Genomic DNA, 18917 nt, shown 5'->3' on the forward strand with positions numbered 1-18917 from the left:
CCGGCGGCGCGCGCGCTGCGGGTCGACAAACTCACGCTCGCCGCGCTCGAAGCCACCCTGACCGGCCCGCCCCCGCCCGTGGCCGAGGCGTTGGTCGCCGACGTCGGCGAGTTGCGGGCCCGCGCCGCGTCGCTGGCCGCCGCCCTGCCGGGGGCCGAGGCGGTGGATTGCGTCGCGGCCGTCGGCGGGGGCGGGCCGGTCAGGGTGGCTTCGAGCGCGGCGAGCGTGAGTTTGTCGACCCGCAGCGCGCGCGCCGCCGGGTGGCGGCGCAACCGCTCGATGAGCTCGGCGTCGCCCAGCAGCAGGCCGGCCTGCGGGCCGCCGAGCAGTTTGTCGCCGCTCGCGGTGACCAGGTCGGCGCCGTCGCGCAGCGTCGATGTCGCGTCGGGCTCGTCGGGCAGCACGGGGTGCGGGGACAGCAACCCCGAGCCGATGTCGACCACCAAAGGCACCCCCAGCTTCGCCAGCTCCGCGACGCCCACCGCCGAGGTGAACCCCGTGACGTGGAAGTTCGACGGGTGAACCTTCAGCACGAAGCCGGTCTGCGGCCCGATCGCCTCGACGTAATCGCGCAGGCTGGTGCGGTTGGTGGTGCCGACCTCGCGCAGCCGTGATCCGGCGGAGGCCAGCAGTTCGGGGATGCGGAAGCCGTCGCCGATCTCGACCAGCTCGCCGCGGCTGAGCACGATCTCCTTGCCCGGGGCCAGCGCCAGCGCCGTCAGCAGCAGCGCGGCGGCGTTGTTGTTCACGACGTGCACGCCGCCGGCGGTGGGCACCGCCCGTGACAGCGCGGCCAGGGCGGCCCGGCCCCGACGCCCGCGGCGGCCTGTGGCGAGGTCTAGCTCGACGTCCGTGGTCCCGGCCGCGGCGACCACCGCGTCGACCGCGGCCCGGGACAGCGGCGCCCGGCCCAGATTGGTGTGCACCACCACGCCGGTGGCATTGATGACCGGCCGCAGGCTCGACGCGGTGGCCGGGAGGGCCGCGACGGCGTGCTCGGCGACCTGCTCGGGGTCGATCTCCCCGGCCCGCGCCCGCTGCTGCGCCTCGGCGATCACGGACTTGACCAGCGAGCGGCCCAGCACGCGCTGGGCTTCGATCAGGCGCGGGTCGGCGAGCAGCGTGTCGGTGCGCGGCACCCGCCGGCGCGGGTCGCTCATGCCGGGCTCGAAGGAGTATGGCGGAGGCGGACGGGAATCGAACCCGCCAGCGGCAGCGTCTGCCGTTCGACGGTTTTGAAGACCGCGCCGGTCACCAGACCGGACACGCCTCCTCGGACCATAGGGACAAGTATGGACGGGTGAGCTACCGACTGACGCAGTACGCCCACGGGGGCGGGTGTGCGTGCAAGATCCCGCCCGGCGAGCTGGAGGACATCGTGCGCGGGCTGGGGGTGAGCCCGCCGCGCGATCCGGTCGGTGAGTTGCTGGTGGGCCTGGACCACGGCGACGACGCCGCGGCCGTACGCATCGACGGCGGCACGGCGCTAATCGCGACGACCGACTTCTTCACCCCGGTGGTGGACGACGCCTACGACTGGGGACGCATCGCCGCCACCAACGCGCTGTCGGACGTCTACGCGATGGGCGGGCGCCCGGTGGTAGCGGTCAACCTCCTGGGCTGGCCGCGCGACGTGCTGCCGTTCGAGCTGGCGGCCGAGACCCTGCGCGGCGGGCTGGACGTCTGCGGGCTGGCCGGCTGTCACCTCGCCGGCGGGCACAGCGTCGACGACCCGGAGCCAAAATACGGGCTGGCCGTCACCGGAATCGCAGACCCGAACCGGTTGCTGCGCAACGACTCCGGCAAACCCGGCACGCCGCTGTCGCTGACCAAGCCGCTCGGCGTAGGCGTGCTCAACAGCAGGCACAAAGCCACCGGCGAGCGCTTCGAGCAGGCGATCGAGGCGATGACCACACTCAACGCCGACGCGGCCGCCGCGGCGCTGGCCGCCGGCGTCGAATGCGCCACGGACATCACCGGATTCGGCCTGCTCGGGCACCTGCACAAGCTGGCGCGGGCCAGCGGGGTGACCGCGATCGTCGACGCGGCGGCGGTGCCCTACCTGGACGGCGCCCGGGAGGCGCTGGCGGCGGGCTACGTCAGCGGCGGCACCCGGCGCAACCTCGACTGGGTGGCTCCGCACGCCGACCTGTCCGGGGTCGGCGAGGACGAGGCCTTGTTGCTCGCCGACGCGCAAACGTCGGGCGGTTTGCTCATCGCCGGCGAGATCCCGGGCGCGACCGTGATCGGGGAACTGGTGCCGCGCGGCGAGCACACGATCGTGGTCCATTAATCGGCTCCGACGCGGGCGGAGTTTCGCCCGGGCGCACTAGGGTAAAGGCCATGGCTATGCGCAAGCTTTTCCTGGAATGGCCCGTCGTGCGTCAGCTGCGTTCACCGGACAAGCTCGGCCGCGGGTCGGCCGTCACCTCGAAACAGACCCGCGCCGTCACGCCGCGCACGACGACGGCCGACCGCGTGGTCCAAAGCATCTGTCCCTACTGCGCCGTCGGCTGCGGGCAGAAGGTGTATGTCAAGGACGACCGGGTGGTCCAGATCGAGGGCGATCCCGACTCGCCGATCTCGCGAGGCCGCCTGTGCCCCAAGGGCGCTGCCAGCGAACAGCTGGTCAACTCACCGGGCCGGCAGTTGCATGTGCTCTACCGCGCGCCGCGAGCGACCGAGTGGCAGCCCCTCGAGTTGGACACCGCGATCGACATGGTCGCCGACCGCTTCGTCGAGGCGCGCCGCCACTCCTGGCAGGACGTCGACCAGAAGGGCCACCCACTGCGGCGCACCATGAAGATCGCCGCACTCGGCGGCGCCACGCTGGACAACGAAGAGAATTACGTCATCAAGAAGCTCTTCACCGCCGCCGGCGCCATCCAGATCGAGAACCAAGCCCGTATTTGACACAGCTCCACGGTTCCCGGTCTGGGGACCTCCTTCGGGCGCGGCGGCGCCACCCAATCACTGCAAGACATGGCCAACGCCGACTGCATCGTCATCCAGGGCTCCAACATGGCCGAATGCCATCCCGTCGGCTTTCAGTGGGTCGAGGAGGCGAAAGCGCGCGGCGCCAAGGTGATTCACGTCGATCCGCGCTTCACTCGCACCTCGGCGGTGTCGGACAAGCACATCCCCATCCGGGCCGGCTCGGACGTGGTGCTACTCGGGGCGCTGATCAACCATGTCCTCAGCAATGACCTGTGGTTCTCCGAGTACGTCGTCGCGTACACCAACGCCGCCACCCTGATCAACGAAAACTACCGCGACAGTGAGGATCTCGGCGGTCTGTTCTCCGGATACGATCCCGAGACGGGGCAGTACGACTCATCGACCTGGGCCTACGCCGGACAGGAAGAGGACCAACGCCGTCAAGAGCACGGCGCCAGCGCATCCGCCCGCGCGGCCGGCGATGTCCACGGCAGCGGCGGGCCGCCGTTGCCACACGCCCGCGTGCAGCGTGACGAGACCCTGCAGCATCCCCGCACGGTGTTCCAGATCGTCAAACGACATTACGCGCGCTACACGCCGGAGATGGTGCGTGACGTCTGCGGCATCAGCACCGAGGACTTCGACTACCTGGCCCGCTGCGTCGTCGAGAACTCCGGCCGTGAGCGCACCACCTGCTTCGCATATGCCGTCGGCTGGACGCAGCACACGCTGGGAGCCCAATTCATCCGCACCGCAACAATTTTGCAGCTGCTGCTGGGCAATGTCGGTCGCCCGGGCGGTGGGATCATGGCGCTGCGCGGACACGCCACCATCCAAGGGTCGACCGACATTCCGACGTTGTTCAACCTACTGCCCGGCTACCTGTCGATGCCGAAGGCCGGTGTGCACGACACTTTCCGGGAGTACATCGAAGCGGTCGGGCCGAAGAACCAGAAGGGTTTTTGGGCCGACGCGGACACCTACATAGTCAGCCTGCTCAAGGCGTGGTGGGGAGATGCCGCCCGTGCGGACAACGACTGGGCCTACGACTACCTGCCGCGGCTGTCCGGCCCGCACGGCACGTACCAGACGGTCATGGCGATGCTCGACGATGAGGTCGACGGGTACTTCCTGCTCGGACAGAACCCGGCCGTCGGTTCGGCGCACGGCCGGTTGCAGCGCATGGGTATGTCGCATCTGAAGTGGTTGGTGGTGCGCGATCTGAACCTCATCGAGTCGGCCACGTTCTGGAAGGACGGTCCCGAGATCGCCTCCGGTGAGCTGAAGACCGAGGAAATCGACACGGAAGTGTTCTTCTTCCCGGCGGCGACGCACGTCGAGAAGGCCGGTTCGTTCACCCAGACACAACGCCTCGTGCAGTGGCGGCACAAGGCCGTCGATCCACCCGGCGACTGCCAGAGCGAGCTGCAATTCTTCGTCGAGCTGGGCAAGCGAATCCGGCAGCGGCTGGCCGATTCCACCGACGAACGGGACCGGCCGCTGCTCGATCTGACATGGGACTATCCCACCGACGAGCATGGCGAACCCGACCCCACCGCGGTGCTGGCCGAGATCAGCGGCTGCTACCTGACCGGGCCCAAATCCGGCCAGCCCGTGCCGGGGTACACCGAACTGGGCGCCGACGGATCGACGTCGTGCGGATGCTGGATCTACTCGGGCGTGTACGCCGAGGGCGTCAACCAGGCCGCCCGGCGAGTTCCCCTGGGCGGTCCGAGTCCGAGCCAGTCGGAGTGGGGGTGGGCCTGGCCGGCCGATCGCCGCATCCTGTACAACCGCGCATCGGCGGACCCCGACGGTAAACCGTGGAGCGAGCGCAAGCGCTACATCTGGTGGGATGAGCAGGATGCCCGTTGGGTCGGCAATGACGTGCCCGATTTCCCCGTCGACCGCGCTCCCCATGTCCGGCCGGATCCGGAGATCGGTGGCCCGGATGCCCTGGCCGGCGACGACCCGTTCATCATGCAGGCCGACGGCAAAGGCTGGCTGTTCGCCCCCAAGGGGATGGTCGACGGCCCGTTACCGACGCACTACGAACCGCAGGAGTCCCCGGTCGGCAACGCGTTGTATCCCCAGCAGCGGAATCCGGCGCGAATCACGTTCCCGCGCAAGGATAATCTGAGCGCGCCCAGCGCCGGGGAGCCCGGGGCCGACGTGTATCCGTACGTGTTCACCACCTACCGGCTCACCGAGCATCACACCGCGGGCGGGATGAGCCGGTGGCTGCCCTACCTATCGGAGCTGCAACCGGAGATGTTCTGCGAGGTTTCGCCGGAGCTGGCGGCCGAACGCCGTCTCGAGCCCTACGGGTGGGCGACGATCATCTCGCCGCGCGCGGCCATCGAGGCCAGGGTGCTGGTCACCAAACGCGTTGCGCCGCTGGTGATCAACGGTCATACGGTGCACCAGATCGGACTGCCGTACCATTGGGGCGTCGGCAGCGACGCCGTGGTCAGCGGGGACGCGGCCAACGATCTGCTCGGCGTGACGCTCGACCCCAATGTGCAGATCCAGGAATCGAAGGCGGGCTCGTGCGACATCCGCCCGGGGCGGCGCCCGCACGGTGAGGAGCTGCTCCGCCTGATCGCCGAATATCAGTCCCGCTCGGGCGTCACCACCGAGACCGGCAACGCACGGATCAGCGACGGCGTCTGGGAGGGGCCAGCCGATGGGTAAGCTAAGCGGACCGACCGACCCGACGCGCGATGCCGGTTGGGCCCAGCCCGGGCCGCGCAAGGGATTCTTTACCGACACCTCGATCTGCATCGGCTGCAAGGCCTGCGAGGTCGCCTGCAAGGAGTGGAACCGCAACCCGCGTGACGGTGACCTGGAGCTGCTGGGTTCGTCCTACGACAACACCGGAGCGCTGGGCGCCAGCACCTGGCGCCACGTCGCCTTCGTCGAGCAGGACCGCGACCGGATCCAAGAGGCGCGCGAATCCGGGCGCGCCCTAACCGATTTGGGGATGCCCCCGCTCCCCGGTGGCGCGCCCGCGCCGGACCTCACACCGCCGGACACCCCGGAATTCCGCTGGCTGATGTCGTCGGACGTGTGCAAGCACTGCACACACGCCGGCTGCCTGGACGTCTGCCCGACGGGGGCGTTGTTCCGCACCGAATTCGGCACGGTCGTCGTGCAGGCGGACGTTTGCAACGGCTGCGGGACCTGTGTCGCCGGCTGCCCGTTCGGCGTGGTCGAGCGCCGCAGCGACGGCACCTACACCACGCCGGCGCAGCGCCCGGATCGTCCCGCCGAGACACCCGTCGCCGGGGTGGCCCAGAAATGCACCCTGTGCTACGACCGGCTGGTCGAAGACCAGATCCCGGCCTGCGCCCAGACCTGCCCGACGACGTCGATCAAGTTCGGCGACTACGACGACCTGGTGGTGCAGGCCAGGCAACGGGTGGCCCAACTGCACGCCCGCGGCCAGACCGAGGCGCGCCTCTACGGCGCCAACGAGCGCGACGGCGTGGGCGGCACCGGCTCGATCTTCCTGTTGCTCGACGAGCCGGAGGTCTATGGCCTGCCGCCCGACCCGCGCGTGTGCACGGCCGACCTGCCGCAGATGTTCAGGAGGGCGAGCGTTGCCGCGGCGGGGATGTTCGCCGCCGCTGCGCTGGCATTCTGGAAGGGTCGGTGAAAAGCCCATGAGCACTTCGGAATACGACAGCCTGCGCCCCCCGGAGCCCGCGGGTGGCAAGCGCCGCAAGGGCAGGCGGGCCGGCCGCCGGGGTGGGGGCGACGGCTCGCGCGAGATGCCGATGGTCCCCGAAGCCGAATTCAGCTCGTACTACGGACGTCCGGTGGTCAAGCCCGCGCCTTGGGGGCACGAAGTCGCCGCCTACCTGTTCCTGGGCGGCGTCGCAGGAGGTTCGGGCCTGCTCGCGGCCGGCGCCCAGCTCACCGGCCGGGAAACGTTGCGCCGCAACACAAGGCTGTCCGCTCTGATCGCGGTCATGCTGGGTGCGATCGCGCTGGTTAAGGACCTGGGCCGTCCCGAGCGCTTCGTCAACATGCTGCGGACGGTCAAGCTGACCTCGCCGATGAGCATCGGCTCGTGGATCCTCAGCTTGTTCGGCGCCGGCATCGGCGTCGCCGCGGTCTCCGAGGTAGACCGGATGACCGGTGAGCGAATCCCATTGGGTCCGTTGCGGTCTGTTCTGCGCGCCGTCGAGGGGCCGGCCGGATTGGAGGCCGCGGTATTCTCTCCGCCGCTCGCCGTCTACACCGCGGTGCTGCTCACCGACACCGCGACCCCGACGTGGAACGCCGCGTACCGGGACCTGCCGTTCGTGTTCGTCAGCTCGGCGACCCTGGCCGCGTCGGGGTTGGCGATGATCACCACCTCGGTCGCCGAAGCCGGTCCCGCCCGCACGCTGGCCGTCATAGGCGCGGTCGGTGACCTGGTCTCCGCGCGGTTCACGGAATACCGGATGGACCCGGTGACCAGGGAACCGCTGCACCGGGGCAGGCCCGGCCGGCTGTTGGCCTGGAGCGAACGGCTGGCCGCCGCGGGCGGCTTGGGGGCATTGTTGGGCGGGGGGCATCGCGGTGTCGCCGCGGTGTCCGGCCTGGCGTTGCTGTCGGCGTCGGCGATGCTGCGGTTCGGCTTCTTCGAGGCGGGGCTGGAGTCGACGCGCGACCCCCGCTACACCATCGAACCGCAGAAGCGTCGGCTCGAGGCGCGTCGCGCGGCCGGTGTCACGGGGGACTCGATCGCCACCGCTCGCTGACGGCGGCTTGCGCCGCCGCTCGCGAGCGTAAGCCCACTGCGATTTTCGGCTCGACTTTTCGGACTGCGCTTACGCTCGCGCGCGGCGCGGGCGCCGAGCGCGCGGCGGTTTGCGCTCGGCGGACCGGGGTAACTATAGGAACATGACGAAATTTGGATACACTTTGATGACCGAGCAGAGTGGACCCAAAGAGCTTGTACAGCAAGCGATTTCAGCCGAGGAACGCGGTTTCGACTTCGAGGTGTGCAGCGACCACTTCTCCCCTTGGCTGACCTCGCAAGGGCATGCACCCAACGCCTGGACCGTGCTGGGCGCGGTGGCGCACGCCACCGAACGGGTGGACCTCTACACCTACGTCACCTGCCCGACGATGCGCTATCACCCGGCCGTCGTCGCCCAGCAGGCCGCCACCGTGCAGATCCTGTCCGACGGCCGGTTCACCCTGGGCCTGGGCAGCGGCGAGAACCTCAACGAGCACATCGTGGGCAAGGGTTGGCCGACCGTCGAGCGCAGGCAGGACATGCTGCGCGAGGCCATCAAGATCATCCGCGAGCTGTTCGGCGGGCAGCTGGTGAACTTCAGCGGTGAGTACTTTCACGTGGATTCGGCGCGCCTGTGGGACGTTCCCGAGGTCCCGGTCGGTATCGCGGTGGCGATGGGCGGGGAAAAGGCGATCGAGAGATTCGCCCGGTTGGCCGACCACTTCGTGGCGGTCGAGCCCGACGGGGAGCTCGTCGACGCCTGGCACGCGGCGCGGCAGGCCGCCAATCTCGCCGGCGGCGGGCGGGTGGTCGGTCAGATCCCGGTGTGCTGGGATCCCGACCGTGACGCCGCCATCGAACGCGCCCACGACCAGTTCCGTTGGTTCGCCGGTGGGTGGAAGGTCAACGCCGATCTGCCGACGCCGGCCGGCTTCGCCGGCGCGACCCAGTTCGTCCGCCCCGAAGACGTCGCCGACTCCATTCCCTGCGGGCCGGACCTCGATGCGATCGTCGAGGCCGTCCGGCCTTACTGGGAGGCCGGATTCACCGACGTCGCACTCGTGCAGGTAGGCGGCCAATCGCAGGACCTCTTCCTGTCCGAAGCCGCCGAACCTTTGCTTGCCGCACTGCGTGACGCGGCAAAGTAATCCCAGGTTTGGCTGATATCTGCCCGGGTATCCGCCTTCCATCGTGCGTGCCGGCCGTACGGGATGCTGCGCCGCGCGAACACGGCAAGCAGCACCGAGAGTCTGTTGACCTGCAAAGCAGCTGTCTTGCAGCAACTTTGCCGAGATGAGTTCGCCGCAAGGCAGAAAGAGCTGACGATGGGCGATCGAAACGCCAACACCACCTCCGCGTTGGTCAAGGCGCTCAGCGGCGCCAGTTTCGGCCTGGGCTTGAGCGAGCTGGTGGCCCCCGGAAAAGTTGCTGCGCTCGCCGGTGTCGATGACACGGCTCGGTCGCGCCGGGTCATCCGCGCGCTGGGGGCGCGGGAATGCGGCCATGGCGCGGCGCTGCTGGGCGGTCCCGACAAGCTGGTCTGGACCCGGGTGGCCGGTGACGTCCTGGACATGGCGCTGCTGGTGGCCGCAGTGGCCGCCCGTGGCCCGGGACGGCGGCGGCAGGGCACCGTCTCGGCCGCGGTGCTCGCCGGCATCGGCGGGCTGGACCTCTACACGGCGCTGCGCACGGTGAACGGCGGCGGCCGGCACGCGAATGGCTCCCGGCACCGCACCTTGCGGGCCGCGGTCACCGTGCGGCGAGCGCCCGAGGAGGTGTACCGCTTCTGGCGAGACCTGGAAAACCTGCCCAGCTTCATGCACCACCTCAAGTCGGTCACGCCGACCACCGGCGGGCAGTCGCATTGGGTCGCCAACGCCCCGGCCGGCCGCACGGTGGAGTGGGACGCGCAGATCACCGAGGACGACACCGACCGGCGGATCGCCTGGCAGTCGCTGCCCGGGTCGGTGGTCGAGAACGGCGGCAGTGTCGAGTTCACGCCCACCGCCACCGGCGACGGCACCGAAATTCGCGTCAGGATCGGCTACCACATTCCCGGCGGCCTGTTCGGCAAGGCGGCGGCGAGCCTGTTCGGGGAATCCCCCGAGCAGCAAGTCAACGACGACCTCCGCCGCTTCAAGCAAATCCTGGAAACCGGGCAGGTGCTGCGTTCGGACGGCTCTCCCGAGGGAACTGCGGCGGTCCGGCAGATGCATCAGCAGCCCGCGCAACCGAACAAAGGAGCCAGCGTATGAAGGCCACCGTCTGGGCGGGCCGCAACAGCGTCCAAGTGGAGTCGGTCCCGGACCCGAAGATCCTCAACGATCGGGACGCCATCGTGCGCATCACCTCGACGGCGATCTGCGGTTCGGATTTACACCTGTACGACGGCTACATCCCCACCGTGAAGCACGGCGACGTGCTCGGACACGAATTCATGGGCGAGGTGGTCGAAGTCGGTAGGGGGGTCAACAACCTGGCCGTCGGCGACCGGGTGGTCGTTCCGTTCCCGATCGCGTGCGGGGCGTGCTCGGCTTGCCAGCGCGACCTGTACTCGCTGTGCGAGAACTCCAACCCCAACGCCGGCGTTGCCGAGAAATTCATGGGTCACTCGCCGGCGGGGCTGTTCGGCTATTCGCACATGCTGGGCGGTTTCGCCGGTGGCCAAGCCGAATACGCGCGGGTGCCATTCGCCGATGTCGGCCCGCTGAAGATCGAAGACGACCTGACCGACGAGCAGGTGCTGTTTCTGTCGGACATCCTGCCGACGGGGTACATGGGCGCGGAGATGTGTGGCATCACCCCCGGTGACATCGTGGCGGTGTGGGGCGCCGGACCGGTCGGCCTGTTCGCGATCATGAGCGCCTACCTGCTGGGGGCTTCGAAAGTCATTGTCGTCGACCGGGTTCCGTATCGCCTTGAGCTTGCCCAAAAGATCGGCGCCGTACCGGTCAACTTCGCCGAGACGTCGGTGCTCGAGGAATTGCGCGACCTCACCGCCGGCCGGGGACCCGACCATTGCATCGATGCCGCCGGCATGGAAGCGCGCAGCGGATCTGCGCCCGTGGATGCCTACGACCGCGTCAAGCAGGCGGTCCGCCTGGAAACCGAACGCCCGCATGCCATCCGGGAGGCGGCGATGAGTTGCCGCAACGGCGGCACCCTTTCGATCATCGGGGTGTACGGCGGCCTGATGGACAAGTTTCCCATCGGCGCGGTCATGAACCGGTCGTTGACGATCAAGACCGGCCAGTGTCACGTGCACCGCTATATGCGCCCACTATTGGAACGCATTCGCAACGGTGACATCGACCCGACCATTGTTGTCAGCCACCACTTGACCCTCGACCAGGCGCCCCACGGCTACGAAATTTTCAAGAACAAAGAGGACCGCTGCACCAAGGTGATCCTCAATCCGACATAGCAAGTCCGGGAGAAAGGGGAATAGCCATGGCAAATGAATTGCAAGGCAAGAAGGTCGCGATTCTGGCGGCCGACGGCGTGGAGAAGGTCGAATTCGAACAACCTCGCGCCGCCCTGAAAGAGGCCGGCGCCCAAGTCGAGCTTCTTTCGCTGAAGACGGGTGAAATCCAAGCCCGCAACCACGACCTCGAGCCAGCCGGAACCTTCAGCGTCGACCGCGCGGTGTCGGACGTTTCGCCATCCGAATTCGACGGCCTGGTGCTTCCCGGCGGCACGGTCAATCCGGACAAGCTACGCATGGACAGCTCCGCCGTCTCCTTTGTGCGTGACTTCGTCGCTTCCGGAAAGCCGGTCGCCGCAATCTGTCACGGTCCTTGGACGCTGGTGGAAGCCGGTGTGGCGGAGGGCCGGACGCTCACGTCGTATCCGTCCATTCGCACCGATCTGCGCAACGCGGGCGCGAACGTGGTTGATGAGGAGGTCGTCGTCGACGGAAATTTGATCTCGAGTCGCTCACCGTCGGACTTGCCGGCGTTCTGCGCGACCATTGTCAAGCAATTCGCGCATGCGCCCGCTGGTTAGCGGAGATGGCCCTTTCCCCACACCGTTTGAAGGCAACGGTTTGCGGGCATTACACAGGCCAAGCAGTGATCGTCGCGGCGATCTGTCGAAAGGCCAACGTTGACCACAACATATCCAGGACCCGCTGTCTCGGCTGTTTCGAACGTGTATCAGCCTCAGCATGATTCCCGATTACTGGTAGATGTGATGCAGGAAAGCGCTCTCATTCCGGGGCGACGCGTTCTTGACTTGTGTACTGGCAGCGGATTCGTGGCGATCGCCGCCGCCGAGATGGGCGGCGCCGACGTGACGGCTTTCGACATCTGCCCGCACGCGGTGGGTTGCTCGCGCAGCAACGCCGCCGCCGTAGGCGTGAATGTCGATGTGCGCAAAGGCACCTGGACCGATGCGCTCGACTGCGCGCCGTTCGACGTCGTCGTGTCGAACCCGCCGTATGTGCCGACCCCGCCGGACGGTGACATGGAGTACATCAGCCCCAGCGTGGGCCCGTCGTGGGCCTGGAACGCCGGCCCGGACGGCCGGATGTTGTTGGATCCGCTGTGCGAAGCGGCGCCGAAGTTGTTGTGCGACGGTGGTTCCCTGCTGCTCGTGCACTCGGCGCTGGCCGGGGTTCGGCAATCACTGGACTCCCTCAAGTGGGCGGGGATGGACGCGAGGGTCGTCGCCTCCAAGTGGATACCTTTCGGGCCGGTGATGACGGCGCGGGCGACCTGGCTGGAGAGCGTTGGCCTGATACCGCGCGGACTGCGGGAAGAGAAACTGATCGTGATCCGGGCGGACAAGCGGTGACCGCCACCCGCGTCCAGGTGGTGGCCGGCGGGCCGGTGCTGGTGTCCGGCCCGGTGCGCATCGAGATGCCGAACGGGGAGGTCGTCGAGTCCGACCGGTTCATGGTGGCGATTTGCACCTGTCGGCGCAGCGAGAGATACCCCTTGTGCGACACCAGCCATCGCCGATGCCGGAATCTGGCGCGCCGAACCGCTAGTCCAGCGCCGCCCGCAACGACGTCCGACCCTGCTGCCACGACGCCATAACCGCATCGGCCAAACGGTTTTCGACCGCGGCGTGCGCGCGGATCCCGAACACGATGTCGCGATCGAGGTGCGGCTCCCGGGCGACGAGGTCACCGACCACATCGATGCGCACGACGTGCTCGTGCACCGCGTCGGCCTCCACATGCTCGGCATAGAACTCGACACAGGCCGCCGGTGCGCCCATGCGCTGCAGCGCCTGCACCATGCGGCGGGATCCCGGCGGCGAGGTGATCTCGGTCGACGCGAAGTGCCCGATCGCCGCGCCACGTAGCTCGCGATGCAGTCCGAACAGTGACATCAGGTTTACCGCCGCCAGCGCTTCGGCGGGCACGGCGTCCGCGTAGGCTAGATACGTCGCGTCCAAGTTCGCGGCCGCCATCAGATCGGCGAAGAGCTGCTGGTGCAGCCGGGGGCCGTGTCCGGCGCCGTATTCGTCGAATTCGATTGCCACGAAAGCCGCTTTCGCGACACCCATCAGACGCGGAATCGCCCACGCGTGCGGATCGCCCTCCTTGAGGTGATACACCGAGCGGTGCACGAAGTATTCGCGCATCTGCTGCCAGGTGCCGCTGTCGCGCAGGTAATACGACGGTCCGGTGCCGTCGACCGGTTCGACCGAAATGGCGTCCATCGCGGCGGCCGCGGTGTGGTCTGAGGCGATGGGCCCGACGTCGCGGCGCACGCCCGCCAGGAAAACGCGCTCCAGTTCGCCGCGCAACGCCAGCAGCGCCGGATTCCACTCCCAGCTTGGGTCCACACCCGTGAAGCCGCGGTAGTGCAACTCGTAGCACATGCACAGCGCCAGCTGCAGATCCAGCCCGTACGGGTCCGAGTCGCGAACGGACGCGCCGATGCGAGTCAGGTGGTCATGCGACGGCGGCCCCGTCAGGGCGCGGCGAACCGCGGTCGACAGCGGCCCATGTGCCGCCGGCAGGGCGGGCTCGGTCGAGATCGATGCGCGGGTCACGCCCACGACTACCCGCTATCCGGGGGCAACAAACGGTGCGCCGTCACTCCGGCCGGGCCTCGGCGCGCACTCGAAAGGTGAGCTCGGCCGTGGTGCCGGTGGGCGTGCAGTCCATTTCCATCGCGTTGCTGAGCGCTCTCATCAGCAACAGGCCCCGGCCGCCGTTGCGTGGGTCGGCGGGCGGCGTCTTCCACGAACCTTGGTCGGTGATGCGCGCGCGGATCTCGTCGTCCGCGAGGCCGACCTCGACCGCCATCGCACCCGACGGTTGTCCGCAGTACGCGTGTTCGACGCAGTTCGTACAGGCTTCGTTGACCACGAGCACGATGTCGGCGGCCAATTCGTCGGGCACGCCGGCGCTGTCCAGCCAATCGGCCAGCCGATGCCGGATGCCGACCAATCGCTCTGCGCTGGCCTCGCATTCGATCCGCAAGGGGGACTCCTGGTGCCGGTAGATCACCATCGCCACGTCGTCGTCATACCCAGCCGGAGGCGCCAACTCACGCAAAACCGCATCGGCGACGGAATCCAGCCGCAGCGCCGTGGTCTTCACCAGCACCGCTGCGGCCCGGTTGATTCCGTCGTCGATGGATTCATGCTTGCGCTCCACCAGCCCGTCGGTGAACAGCATCAGGGTGGATCCGGGTGGCAGCACGCGACTGGTCTGCGGGCGGGATTCCCCGCGTCGGACGGCCAGCGGCACCGACGCCGCGTCGGTCAACACCGAAATCATGCCGGGTTCGGGCCCTACCAGCAGGGCCGGCATGTGGCCGGCGTTGCTGTATTGCAGGACCCCGGATTCGGTGTTGAGGATGGCCAGGAAGACGGTGGTGCAGTACGCGTTCGGGATGAGCGAGGCCGCCGAGTCCAGCTGTTCGAGCAGCAGGGCCGGCTCGGCGCCGTTGATCAGCAGCGCCCGCGCGGAGCTGCGTAGCTGACCCATCACCGCGGCTGCCGGCAGGCCCCGGCCCACGCAGTCGCCGACCACGATGCCGATGCGGTGGTCGCCGAGCGGTAGCACGTCGTACCAGTCGCCGCCGATCTCCAACGGCGGGACGGCGGGCTCGTAACGCACGGCGAAGCGCGGCGGCGGCTCCATCGTCGGCAGCAGGGCGCGCTGCAAGGTCAGCGACGTCTCGCGGGCACTCTCGAATTGGCGGACGTGTTGCATTGCGAGGCTGAGGTGTCCGATGAGGACCGTGATTAGCAGCCGGTCTTCGGCGCTGACCCAGCGTGGCGAGCGCAGCTCCAACCACAACGCCAGGTCGCCCGCGCCGGAGAGCACCGCCACTAAGCCCTGTGCCTTGCCGGGATTGTCGGGGTGCTCGACCGTTTTCGCCGTCAGCGGCAGCTGATGACGGGCGTCTTCAAACGTATGGCGCAGCCACGGATCGAGCCTGCGCCAAGGTATTTGGGACGGCTCGCCCGCCACCTGCACGGTCGGTTCGCCCTCGCCGGTCGGCCAGGAGATCGCGACCACGCGCTGCACGTCGATCGCCGTGCTGCATTCGTCCAGCGTGATGGACAGCAGCTCATCGACGGTTTTGGCGACCGCCACGGCGGTCGCCAGGCGCAGGACGGCGCTTTCCCTTGCGGCGAAGGCCCGTTCGGCGGTGATGTCGCGGATCGTCCCCACGAAGACGTTTTGGTCGCTGCCGACGTCCTGAACGGCGTTGATGCTGACCGTCACCCAGACCAGGTGTCCGTCGCGGTGCCGAATGGGCGTCTCGTAGGCGGCGGTGCCGATGCTCTGAACCAACGCCTGTTGTTGGTTGGCGCCCTTCTGGTCGACCAACCACGGGTGTGGCCACCGGTAGGGCAGACCCTCCGCGGGGTAGCCCAGGATCTCGATCAGTGCGTTGTTCATCTCGATCACGGAGCCCTCGTGATCGGCGACGAAGAACCCCTCCTGCAACGAATTGACCAGCGCGGTGCGGAATCTGTCGCGGTCGGCCAGCCCTTCGGCGCGGGCGCGCTCGCGCGCGAATCGCCTGGTTCCGTCCAGGAATCCCCGGGTGGCGATGTCGAGCGGGACCAGCATCTGCAACAGGAATTCCAGCGCGATCGGCGCGTCGGTCTCGATGTCCTTGGCCAGCCCGAGGATCAGCTGGACGTGCCGCTCGATGATTGCGAGCAAGCTGACTTCCTGTTGCAGTGCCCGGCGGCCGAGCTCATAGGCGGCGGCCAGGCTGTCCTCGTCGCGCGCCTGCATGTAGGCGCGCAACGCCGCGGCGTACTGGGCGTGAAAGTCGTCGCTGTCGCTCACGACGAAGCCCCCCGATGACGAGCGGTCAGCACCATCGCATCGTCGGTTTCCTTGGCGTCCTTGCCGAGCAGCTCGTCGGCGATGGCGACGGCGGTGGCCGAGAAGTCGATGTGGTCCAGGTAATTTTCGGCGATCCCGTCGGTACTCATCACCAGCAGGTCCCCGGGACGGATCGAAATGACTTGTGCCGGCCTGATTTCCGGTATGCGGTAGCCGACGATGCCCCCGGTCAGCCGCGCGCTGGATCGGATTTGCACACCGGTCACGGACTTGGCCACCAGGTCGGCGGTGACGTTGCCGACACCGGTCCAGCTGAGCGTGTTGGCCGCAAAGTCCACCCGCGCCAAGGTCATCGCGACCCCTCTGGTGCCCTCCAGCATGCGGTGACACAGCTGAATCAGCACCTCCAGCCGCTCACCGCTGGAGCGCTTCACCGCTTCGATGGCGCGCAGCGCGGCGGCCGCGGCCTCCGGGCCGTGGCCGAGGCCATCCATCAGGCCGAACAGAGCGGCGGTGCCGTCGATGTCGACGGCAAGACCCCGGTCGCCCGAGGTGTACTCGCTGGGCAGAGGGCGCCCCGCCCTGGCCCACTCGATGGGTCCGAACCGGCCGTTCTCATGCACGGGGCGGCACCCATTTCCACATCTCGACGACCGTTCCCTTGCCGAGCGCCGACACCACGAACAGCCTGTCCATCAGCCGGCGGGAGCCTGGCAGGCCCATCCCCAGCCCACGGCCGGTCGAGTATCCGTCCTCCATCGCCCGCTCGATGTCGGCGATGCCCGGGCCCTCGTCCTCGGCGCGCACCACCAGGGCCTTGCGCCCGTCCCGGTCGGCGACGAACACTCGGACGGCGCCCCGACCGGCATAGCTGGTGATGTTTCGCGCGATCTCGGAGATCGCCGTGGCGATCATCGTGACGTCGGTGAGGGAGAATCCCAGATCGAGGGCGAGTTGGTGTCCGGCTTTGCGCGCTTCGACGATGTCGTCGGAATTGCCGATGTGGACGACGATATCAGCCGCCACCGTCGCGCCCGATCATCGGTTTCCGTTGCGCCAGCTGGCGATTCAGCAGTGCCAAGCCCTCTTCGAGGTCGAGCGCGGTGCTCATGTCGTCGAACGCCAAGCCCAGTTGGACCATGGCGAAGGCCACCTCCGGCTGCAGGCCGACGATCACGGTGTCCGCGCCGCGCAACCGGGTCATGTGCGCGATCGTGCGCAGCGACCGGGCCGCGAAGGAATCCATTACGTCGATGGCGGTGACGTCGACGATGATGCCCTGCGCGCGGAACTGGCTGACGCGTTCCATGAGGTCGAAGCGAAGGCGTTCGGCGTCGGAGTCGGTGAGGGCGGCCTGCACCGAGGCGATGAGGATCGAGCCCTGTTTCAGAATCGGTACCGGCATGGGGTGCTCGTGTCGATCGCAACTATCCGGTCTGCTCGCCGGTGCGGGTGACCTCGTAGCCGAGCAGGCGCTCGGCTTCCTCGATGCCGCCCTGCAGGTCGCCGACCGCGTTCATCTTGGACAGGTCCAGGCCGATGGTCACCAGCGTCAGCGCGATCTCGGAGGACAGGCCGGTGATGATGACGCTGGCGCCCATCAGGCCCGACGCGTCGACCGTCTGCACCAGGTGGTTCGCCACCGTCGAGTCGATGGTGGGCACACCCGTGATGTCGATGACGACCACTTTGGCGCGGTTCGCGCGAATTGCCCGCAGCAGCTGTTCGGTGACCTGGCGGGCCCGCTGACTGTCCAGCACACCGATGATCGGCAGGATCAGCAGCTGCTCGCGCACCTGCAGCACCGGCGTCGACAGCTCGCGGATGGCCTCCTGCTGCTGGCGGATGATGCGCTCGCGTTCCTGCACGAAGCTAACGCCCACGGTGTTGGCGATGCGGTTGGCGGCCGGTTCGTAGGCGTCGAGCACCCGGTTCAGCATCTCGAACTCGGTTTGGTACTTCTCGAACAGCGAGCGCGCCAGCACGTCACGCAGCAGCAGCACGATGCCGAGCACCTCGTCGGTTTCCACGCCCCGGGGGATGATGCGTTCCGACAGGTCTCGGGCATAGGCCTGCAGCGCCTCGACGCTGCCGGTCTCGAGCACCTCCACATAGTTGTCGTAGACGGCGGTCGCCTCGGAGAACAGCTCCTCGGGCGTCATCGCGGTGAGCAGTTCGGCCTCGGTGATCCTGCGCGCCCATTCCTCGCGCAGCACCGTCCGGTTCTGCCGCAGATGCTGGACGAGCTGGGGTAGCAGGCCCTCGCTGGAAATACCGACCGCCTGGGCGGTGGCGCTCCCGCTGCTGAACTCCGACGGCGAATCTGACATGTGGCCTCCCGAGTGCCGGTCCGCGCCCCGCCGTGTGCAGGCCCGATTTTGCGAGACTAGCGTGGGTTGTCGCGGGGCAGGTGTTGAGGGCATATTCTTCTCGCAGTTCGCAACGCAGGCTAGGCTTGCACCACACTTAAAGCCCAGGACAAAGGATCGCCATTGTCAGCTCCTGATTCGATTACCACGTTGGTTGAGGACCACGATGGCGTGTCCGTGGTCAGTGTCAGCGGCGAAATCGATTTGGTCACGGCGCCCGCCCTGGAACAGGCCATCGGCGCGGTAGTGGCGGAGAACCCGACGGCACTGGTCATCGATCTTTCAGCGGTGGAGTTCCTCGGTTCGGTGGGGCTGAAGATCCTGGCAGCGACGTATGAGAAGCTGGGCAAATCGACGGGGTTCGGAGTAGTCGCACGCGGTCCTGCGACCAGGCGGCCAATTCATCTCACCGGGTTGGACAAGACGTTCCCGCTGCACCCGACGCTGGACGACGCCCTGACCGCGGTCCGGGACGACAACATCACCCGCTAGGCGCTCAGATATCGCCGCGGCTTGCGGGGCAACGTAATTGGTGGAATTGGATTGCACATAGGCGGACCGCCGAATGCAATTCGAAATCAACACTTCGATTCTCTGCCGCGAAACG

Annotated in this window: 18 protein-coding genes and 1 tRNA gene; 11 read left to right on the top strand and 8 right to left on the bottom strand. The window is 68.0% G+C overall.

Annotated features, from left to right (window positions below):
- Both selA and A5695_RS22340 read right to left on the bottom strand, forming a co-directional pair.
- On the bottom strand, window positions 1-1160 hold a 1160-nt coding region (gene selA / locus A5695_RS22335), incomplete at its 3' end, for an L-seryl-tRNA(Sec) selenium transferase (RefSeq protein ID WP_068087388.1).
- An 18-nt stretch (window positions 1161-1178) separates the two neighbouring features.
- Window positions 1179-1273, bottom strand: a tRNA-Sec gene (locus tag A5695_RS22340).
- A gap of 27 nt (window positions 1274-1300) precedes the next feature.
- Here A5695_RS22340 and selD point away from each other — a divergent pair.
- From selD to A5695_RS27975, 10 genes are all read left to right on the top strand, one after another.
- On the top strand, window positions 1301-2293 hold the full coding sequence (selD, locus tag A5695_RS22345; RefSeq protein ID WP_068087392.1) for a selenide, water dikinase SelD: 993 nt from the start codon (window positions 1301-1303) through the stop codon (window positions 2291-2293).
- 50 nt (window positions 2294-2343) lie between these two features.
- Window positions 2344-5631, top strand: a complete 3288-nt coding sequence (gene fdh, locus A5695_RS22355; protein WP_231974944.1) for a formate dehydrogenase — start codon at window positions 2344-2346, stop codon at window positions 5629-5631.
- A complete protein-coding gene (locus A5695_RS22360) occupies window positions 5624-6595 on the top strand; it encodes a 4Fe-4S dicluster domain-containing protein (RefSeq protein ID WP_068087401.1) in 972 nt (323 codons plus the stop codon). The genes fdh and A5695_RS22360 overlap by 8 nt, the downstream gene beginning before the upstream one ends.
- A 7-nt stretch (window positions 6596-6602) precedes the next feature.
- Window positions 6603-7688 (top strand): NrfD/PsrC family molybdoenzyme membrane anchor subunit, encoded by a 1086-nt coding sequence (gene nrfD / locus A5695_RS22365; protein WP_068087404.1) that lies wholly within the window; start codon window positions 6603-6605, stop codon window positions 7686-7688.
- A gap of 142 nt (window positions 7689-7830) precedes the next feature.
- Window positions 7831-8817 (top strand): LLM class F420-dependent oxidoreductase, encoded by a 987-nt coding sequence (locus tag A5695_RS22370; RefSeq protein WP_068087407.1) that lies wholly within the window; start codon window positions 7831-7833, stop codon window positions 8815-8817.
- Between the two features lie 177 nt (window positions 8818-8994).
- Entirely contained in the window at window positions 8995-9924 is a 930-nt protein-coding gene (locus A5695_RS22375; protein ID WP_068087469.1) for an SRPBCC family protein, read from the top strand.
- A complete protein-coding gene (locus A5695_RS22380; protein ID WP_068087409.1) occupies window positions 9921-11093 on the top strand; it encodes a zinc-dependent alcohol dehydrogenase in 1173 nt (390 codons plus the stop codon). Before A5695_RS22375 ends, A5695_RS22380 begins: the two co-directional genes overlap by 4 nt.
- 26 nt (window positions 11094-11119) lie before the next feature.
- Window positions 11120-11674, top strand: a complete 555-nt coding sequence (locus A5695_RS22385) for a type 1 glutamine amidotransferase domain-containing protein (RefSeq protein WP_068087412.1) — start codon at window positions 11120-11122, stop codon at window positions 11672-11674.
- A 99-nt stretch (window positions 11675-11773) separates the two neighbouring features.
- Window positions 11774-12463 carry a HemK2/MTQ2 family protein methyltransferase gene (locus A5695_RS22390; RefSeq protein ID WP_068087415.1) on the top strand — a complete coding sequence of 230 codons (690 nt, stop codon included), beginning with the start codon at window positions 11774-11776 and terminating at the stop codon, window positions 12461-12463.
- The gene (locus A5695_RS27975) at window positions 12460-12708 is read left to right on the top strand and encodes a CDGSH iron-sulfur domain-containing protein (protein WP_197515593.1); all 249 of its coding nucleotides are present in this window, start codon (window positions 12460-12462) and stop codon (window positions 12706-12708) included. The genes A5695_RS22390 and A5695_RS27975 overlap by 4 nt, the downstream gene beginning before the upstream one ends.
- On the opposite strand, the gene A5695_RS22395 is transcribed toward A5695_RS27975, so the two are convergent.
- From A5695_RS22395 to A5695_RS22420, 6 genes are read right to left on the bottom strand one after another with little or no spacing between them, the layout of a single operon-like run.
- Window positions 12656-13675: an iron-containing redox enzyme family protein gene (locus A5695_RS22395; RefSeq protein ID WP_068087472.1), complete on the bottom strand. Its 1020-nt coding sequence runs from the start codon at window positions 13673-13675 to the stop codon at window positions 12656-12658. The genes A5695_RS27975 and A5695_RS22395 overlap by 53 nt on opposite strands.
- Window positions 13676-13718: 43 nt before the next feature.
- A complete protein-coding gene (locus A5695_RS22400) occupies window positions 13719-15941 on the bottom strand; it encodes a SpoIIE family protein phosphatase (protein WP_068087418.1) in 2223 nt (740 codons plus the stop codon).
- The gene (locus A5695_RS22405; protein WP_068087421.1) at window positions 15938-16564 is read right to left on the bottom strand and encodes a SpoIIE family protein phosphatase; all 627 of its coding nucleotides are present in this window, start codon (window positions 16562-16564) and stop codon (window positions 15938-15940) included. The genes A5695_RS22400 and A5695_RS22405 overlap by 4 nt, the downstream gene beginning before the upstream one ends.
- On the bottom strand, window positions 16557-16967 hold the full coding sequence (locus A5695_RS22410) for an anti-sigma regulatory factor (RefSeq protein ID WP_068087424.1): 411 nt from the start codon (window positions 16965-16967) through the stop codon (window positions 16557-16559). The genes A5695_RS22405 and A5695_RS22410 overlap by 8 nt, the downstream gene beginning before the upstream one ends.
- Window positions 16957-17346 (bottom strand): STAS domain-containing protein, encoded by a 390-nt coding sequence (locus A5695_RS22415; RefSeq protein ID WP_068087428.1) that lies wholly within the window; start codon window positions 17344-17346, stop codon window positions 16957-16959. The genes A5695_RS22410 and A5695_RS22415 overlap by 11 nt, the downstream gene beginning before the upstream one ends.
- A 22-nt stretch (window positions 17347-17368) precedes the next feature.
- A complete protein-coding gene (locus tag A5695_RS22420) occupies window positions 17369-18271 on the bottom strand; it encodes an STAS domain-containing protein (RefSeq protein ID WP_068087431.1) in 903 nt (300 codons plus the stop codon).
- Window positions 18272-18433: 162 nt separating this feature from the next.
- On the opposite strand from A5695_RS22420, the gene A5695_RS22425 reads away from it, so the two are divergent.
- On the top strand, window positions 18434-18802 hold the full coding sequence (locus A5695_RS22425; RefSeq protein ID WP_156749802.1) for an STAS domain-containing protein: 369 nt from the start codon (window positions 18434-18436) through the stop codon (window positions 18800-18802).
- Window positions 18803-18917 lie beyond the last annotated feature (115 nt).

Origin of the sequence: Mycobacterium sp. E1747 (assembly GCF_001667775.1) — a bacterium.
In the GTDB taxonomy this organism is placed as follows: Bacteria; Actinomycetota; Actinomycetes; order Mycobacteriales; family Mycobacteriaceae; genus Mycobacterium.

Excerpts from the sequence above, each read along its gene's own strand:
- A5695_RS22360 (WP_068087401.1), top strand. The coding sequence starts at position 5,624 with ATGGGTAAGCTAAGCGGACCGACCGACCCGACGCGCGATGCCGGTTGG.
- nrfD (WP_068087404.1), top strand. The coding sequence starts at position 6,603 with ATGAGCACTTCGGAATACGACAGCCTGCGCCCCCCGGAGCCCGCGGGT.
- A5695_RS22370 (WP_068087407.1), top strand. The coding sequence starts at position 7,831 with ATGACGAAATTTGGATACACTTTGATGACCGAGCAGAGTGGACCCAAA.
- A5695_RS22375 (WP_068087469.1), top strand. The coding sequence starts at position 8,995 with ATGGGCGATCGAAACGCCAACACCACCTCCGCGTTGGTCAAGGCGCTC.
- A5695_RS22380 (WP_068087409.1), top strand. The coding sequence starts at position 9,921 with ATGAAGGCCACCGTCTGGGCGGGCCGCAACAGCGTCCAAGTGGAGTCG.
- A5695_RS22385 (WP_068087412.1), top strand. The coding sequence starts at position 11,120 with ATGGCAAATGAATTGCAAGGCAAGAAGGTCGCGATTCTGGCGGCCGAC.
- A5695_RS22415 (WP_068087428.1), bottom strand. The coding sequence starts at position 17,346 with ATGCCGGTACCGATTCTGAAACAGGGCTCGATCCTCATCGCCTCGGTG.
- A5695_RS22420 (WP_068087431.1), bottom strand. The coding sequence starts at position 18,271 with ATGTCAGATTCGCCGTCGGAGTTCAGCAGCGGGAGCGCCACCGCCCAG.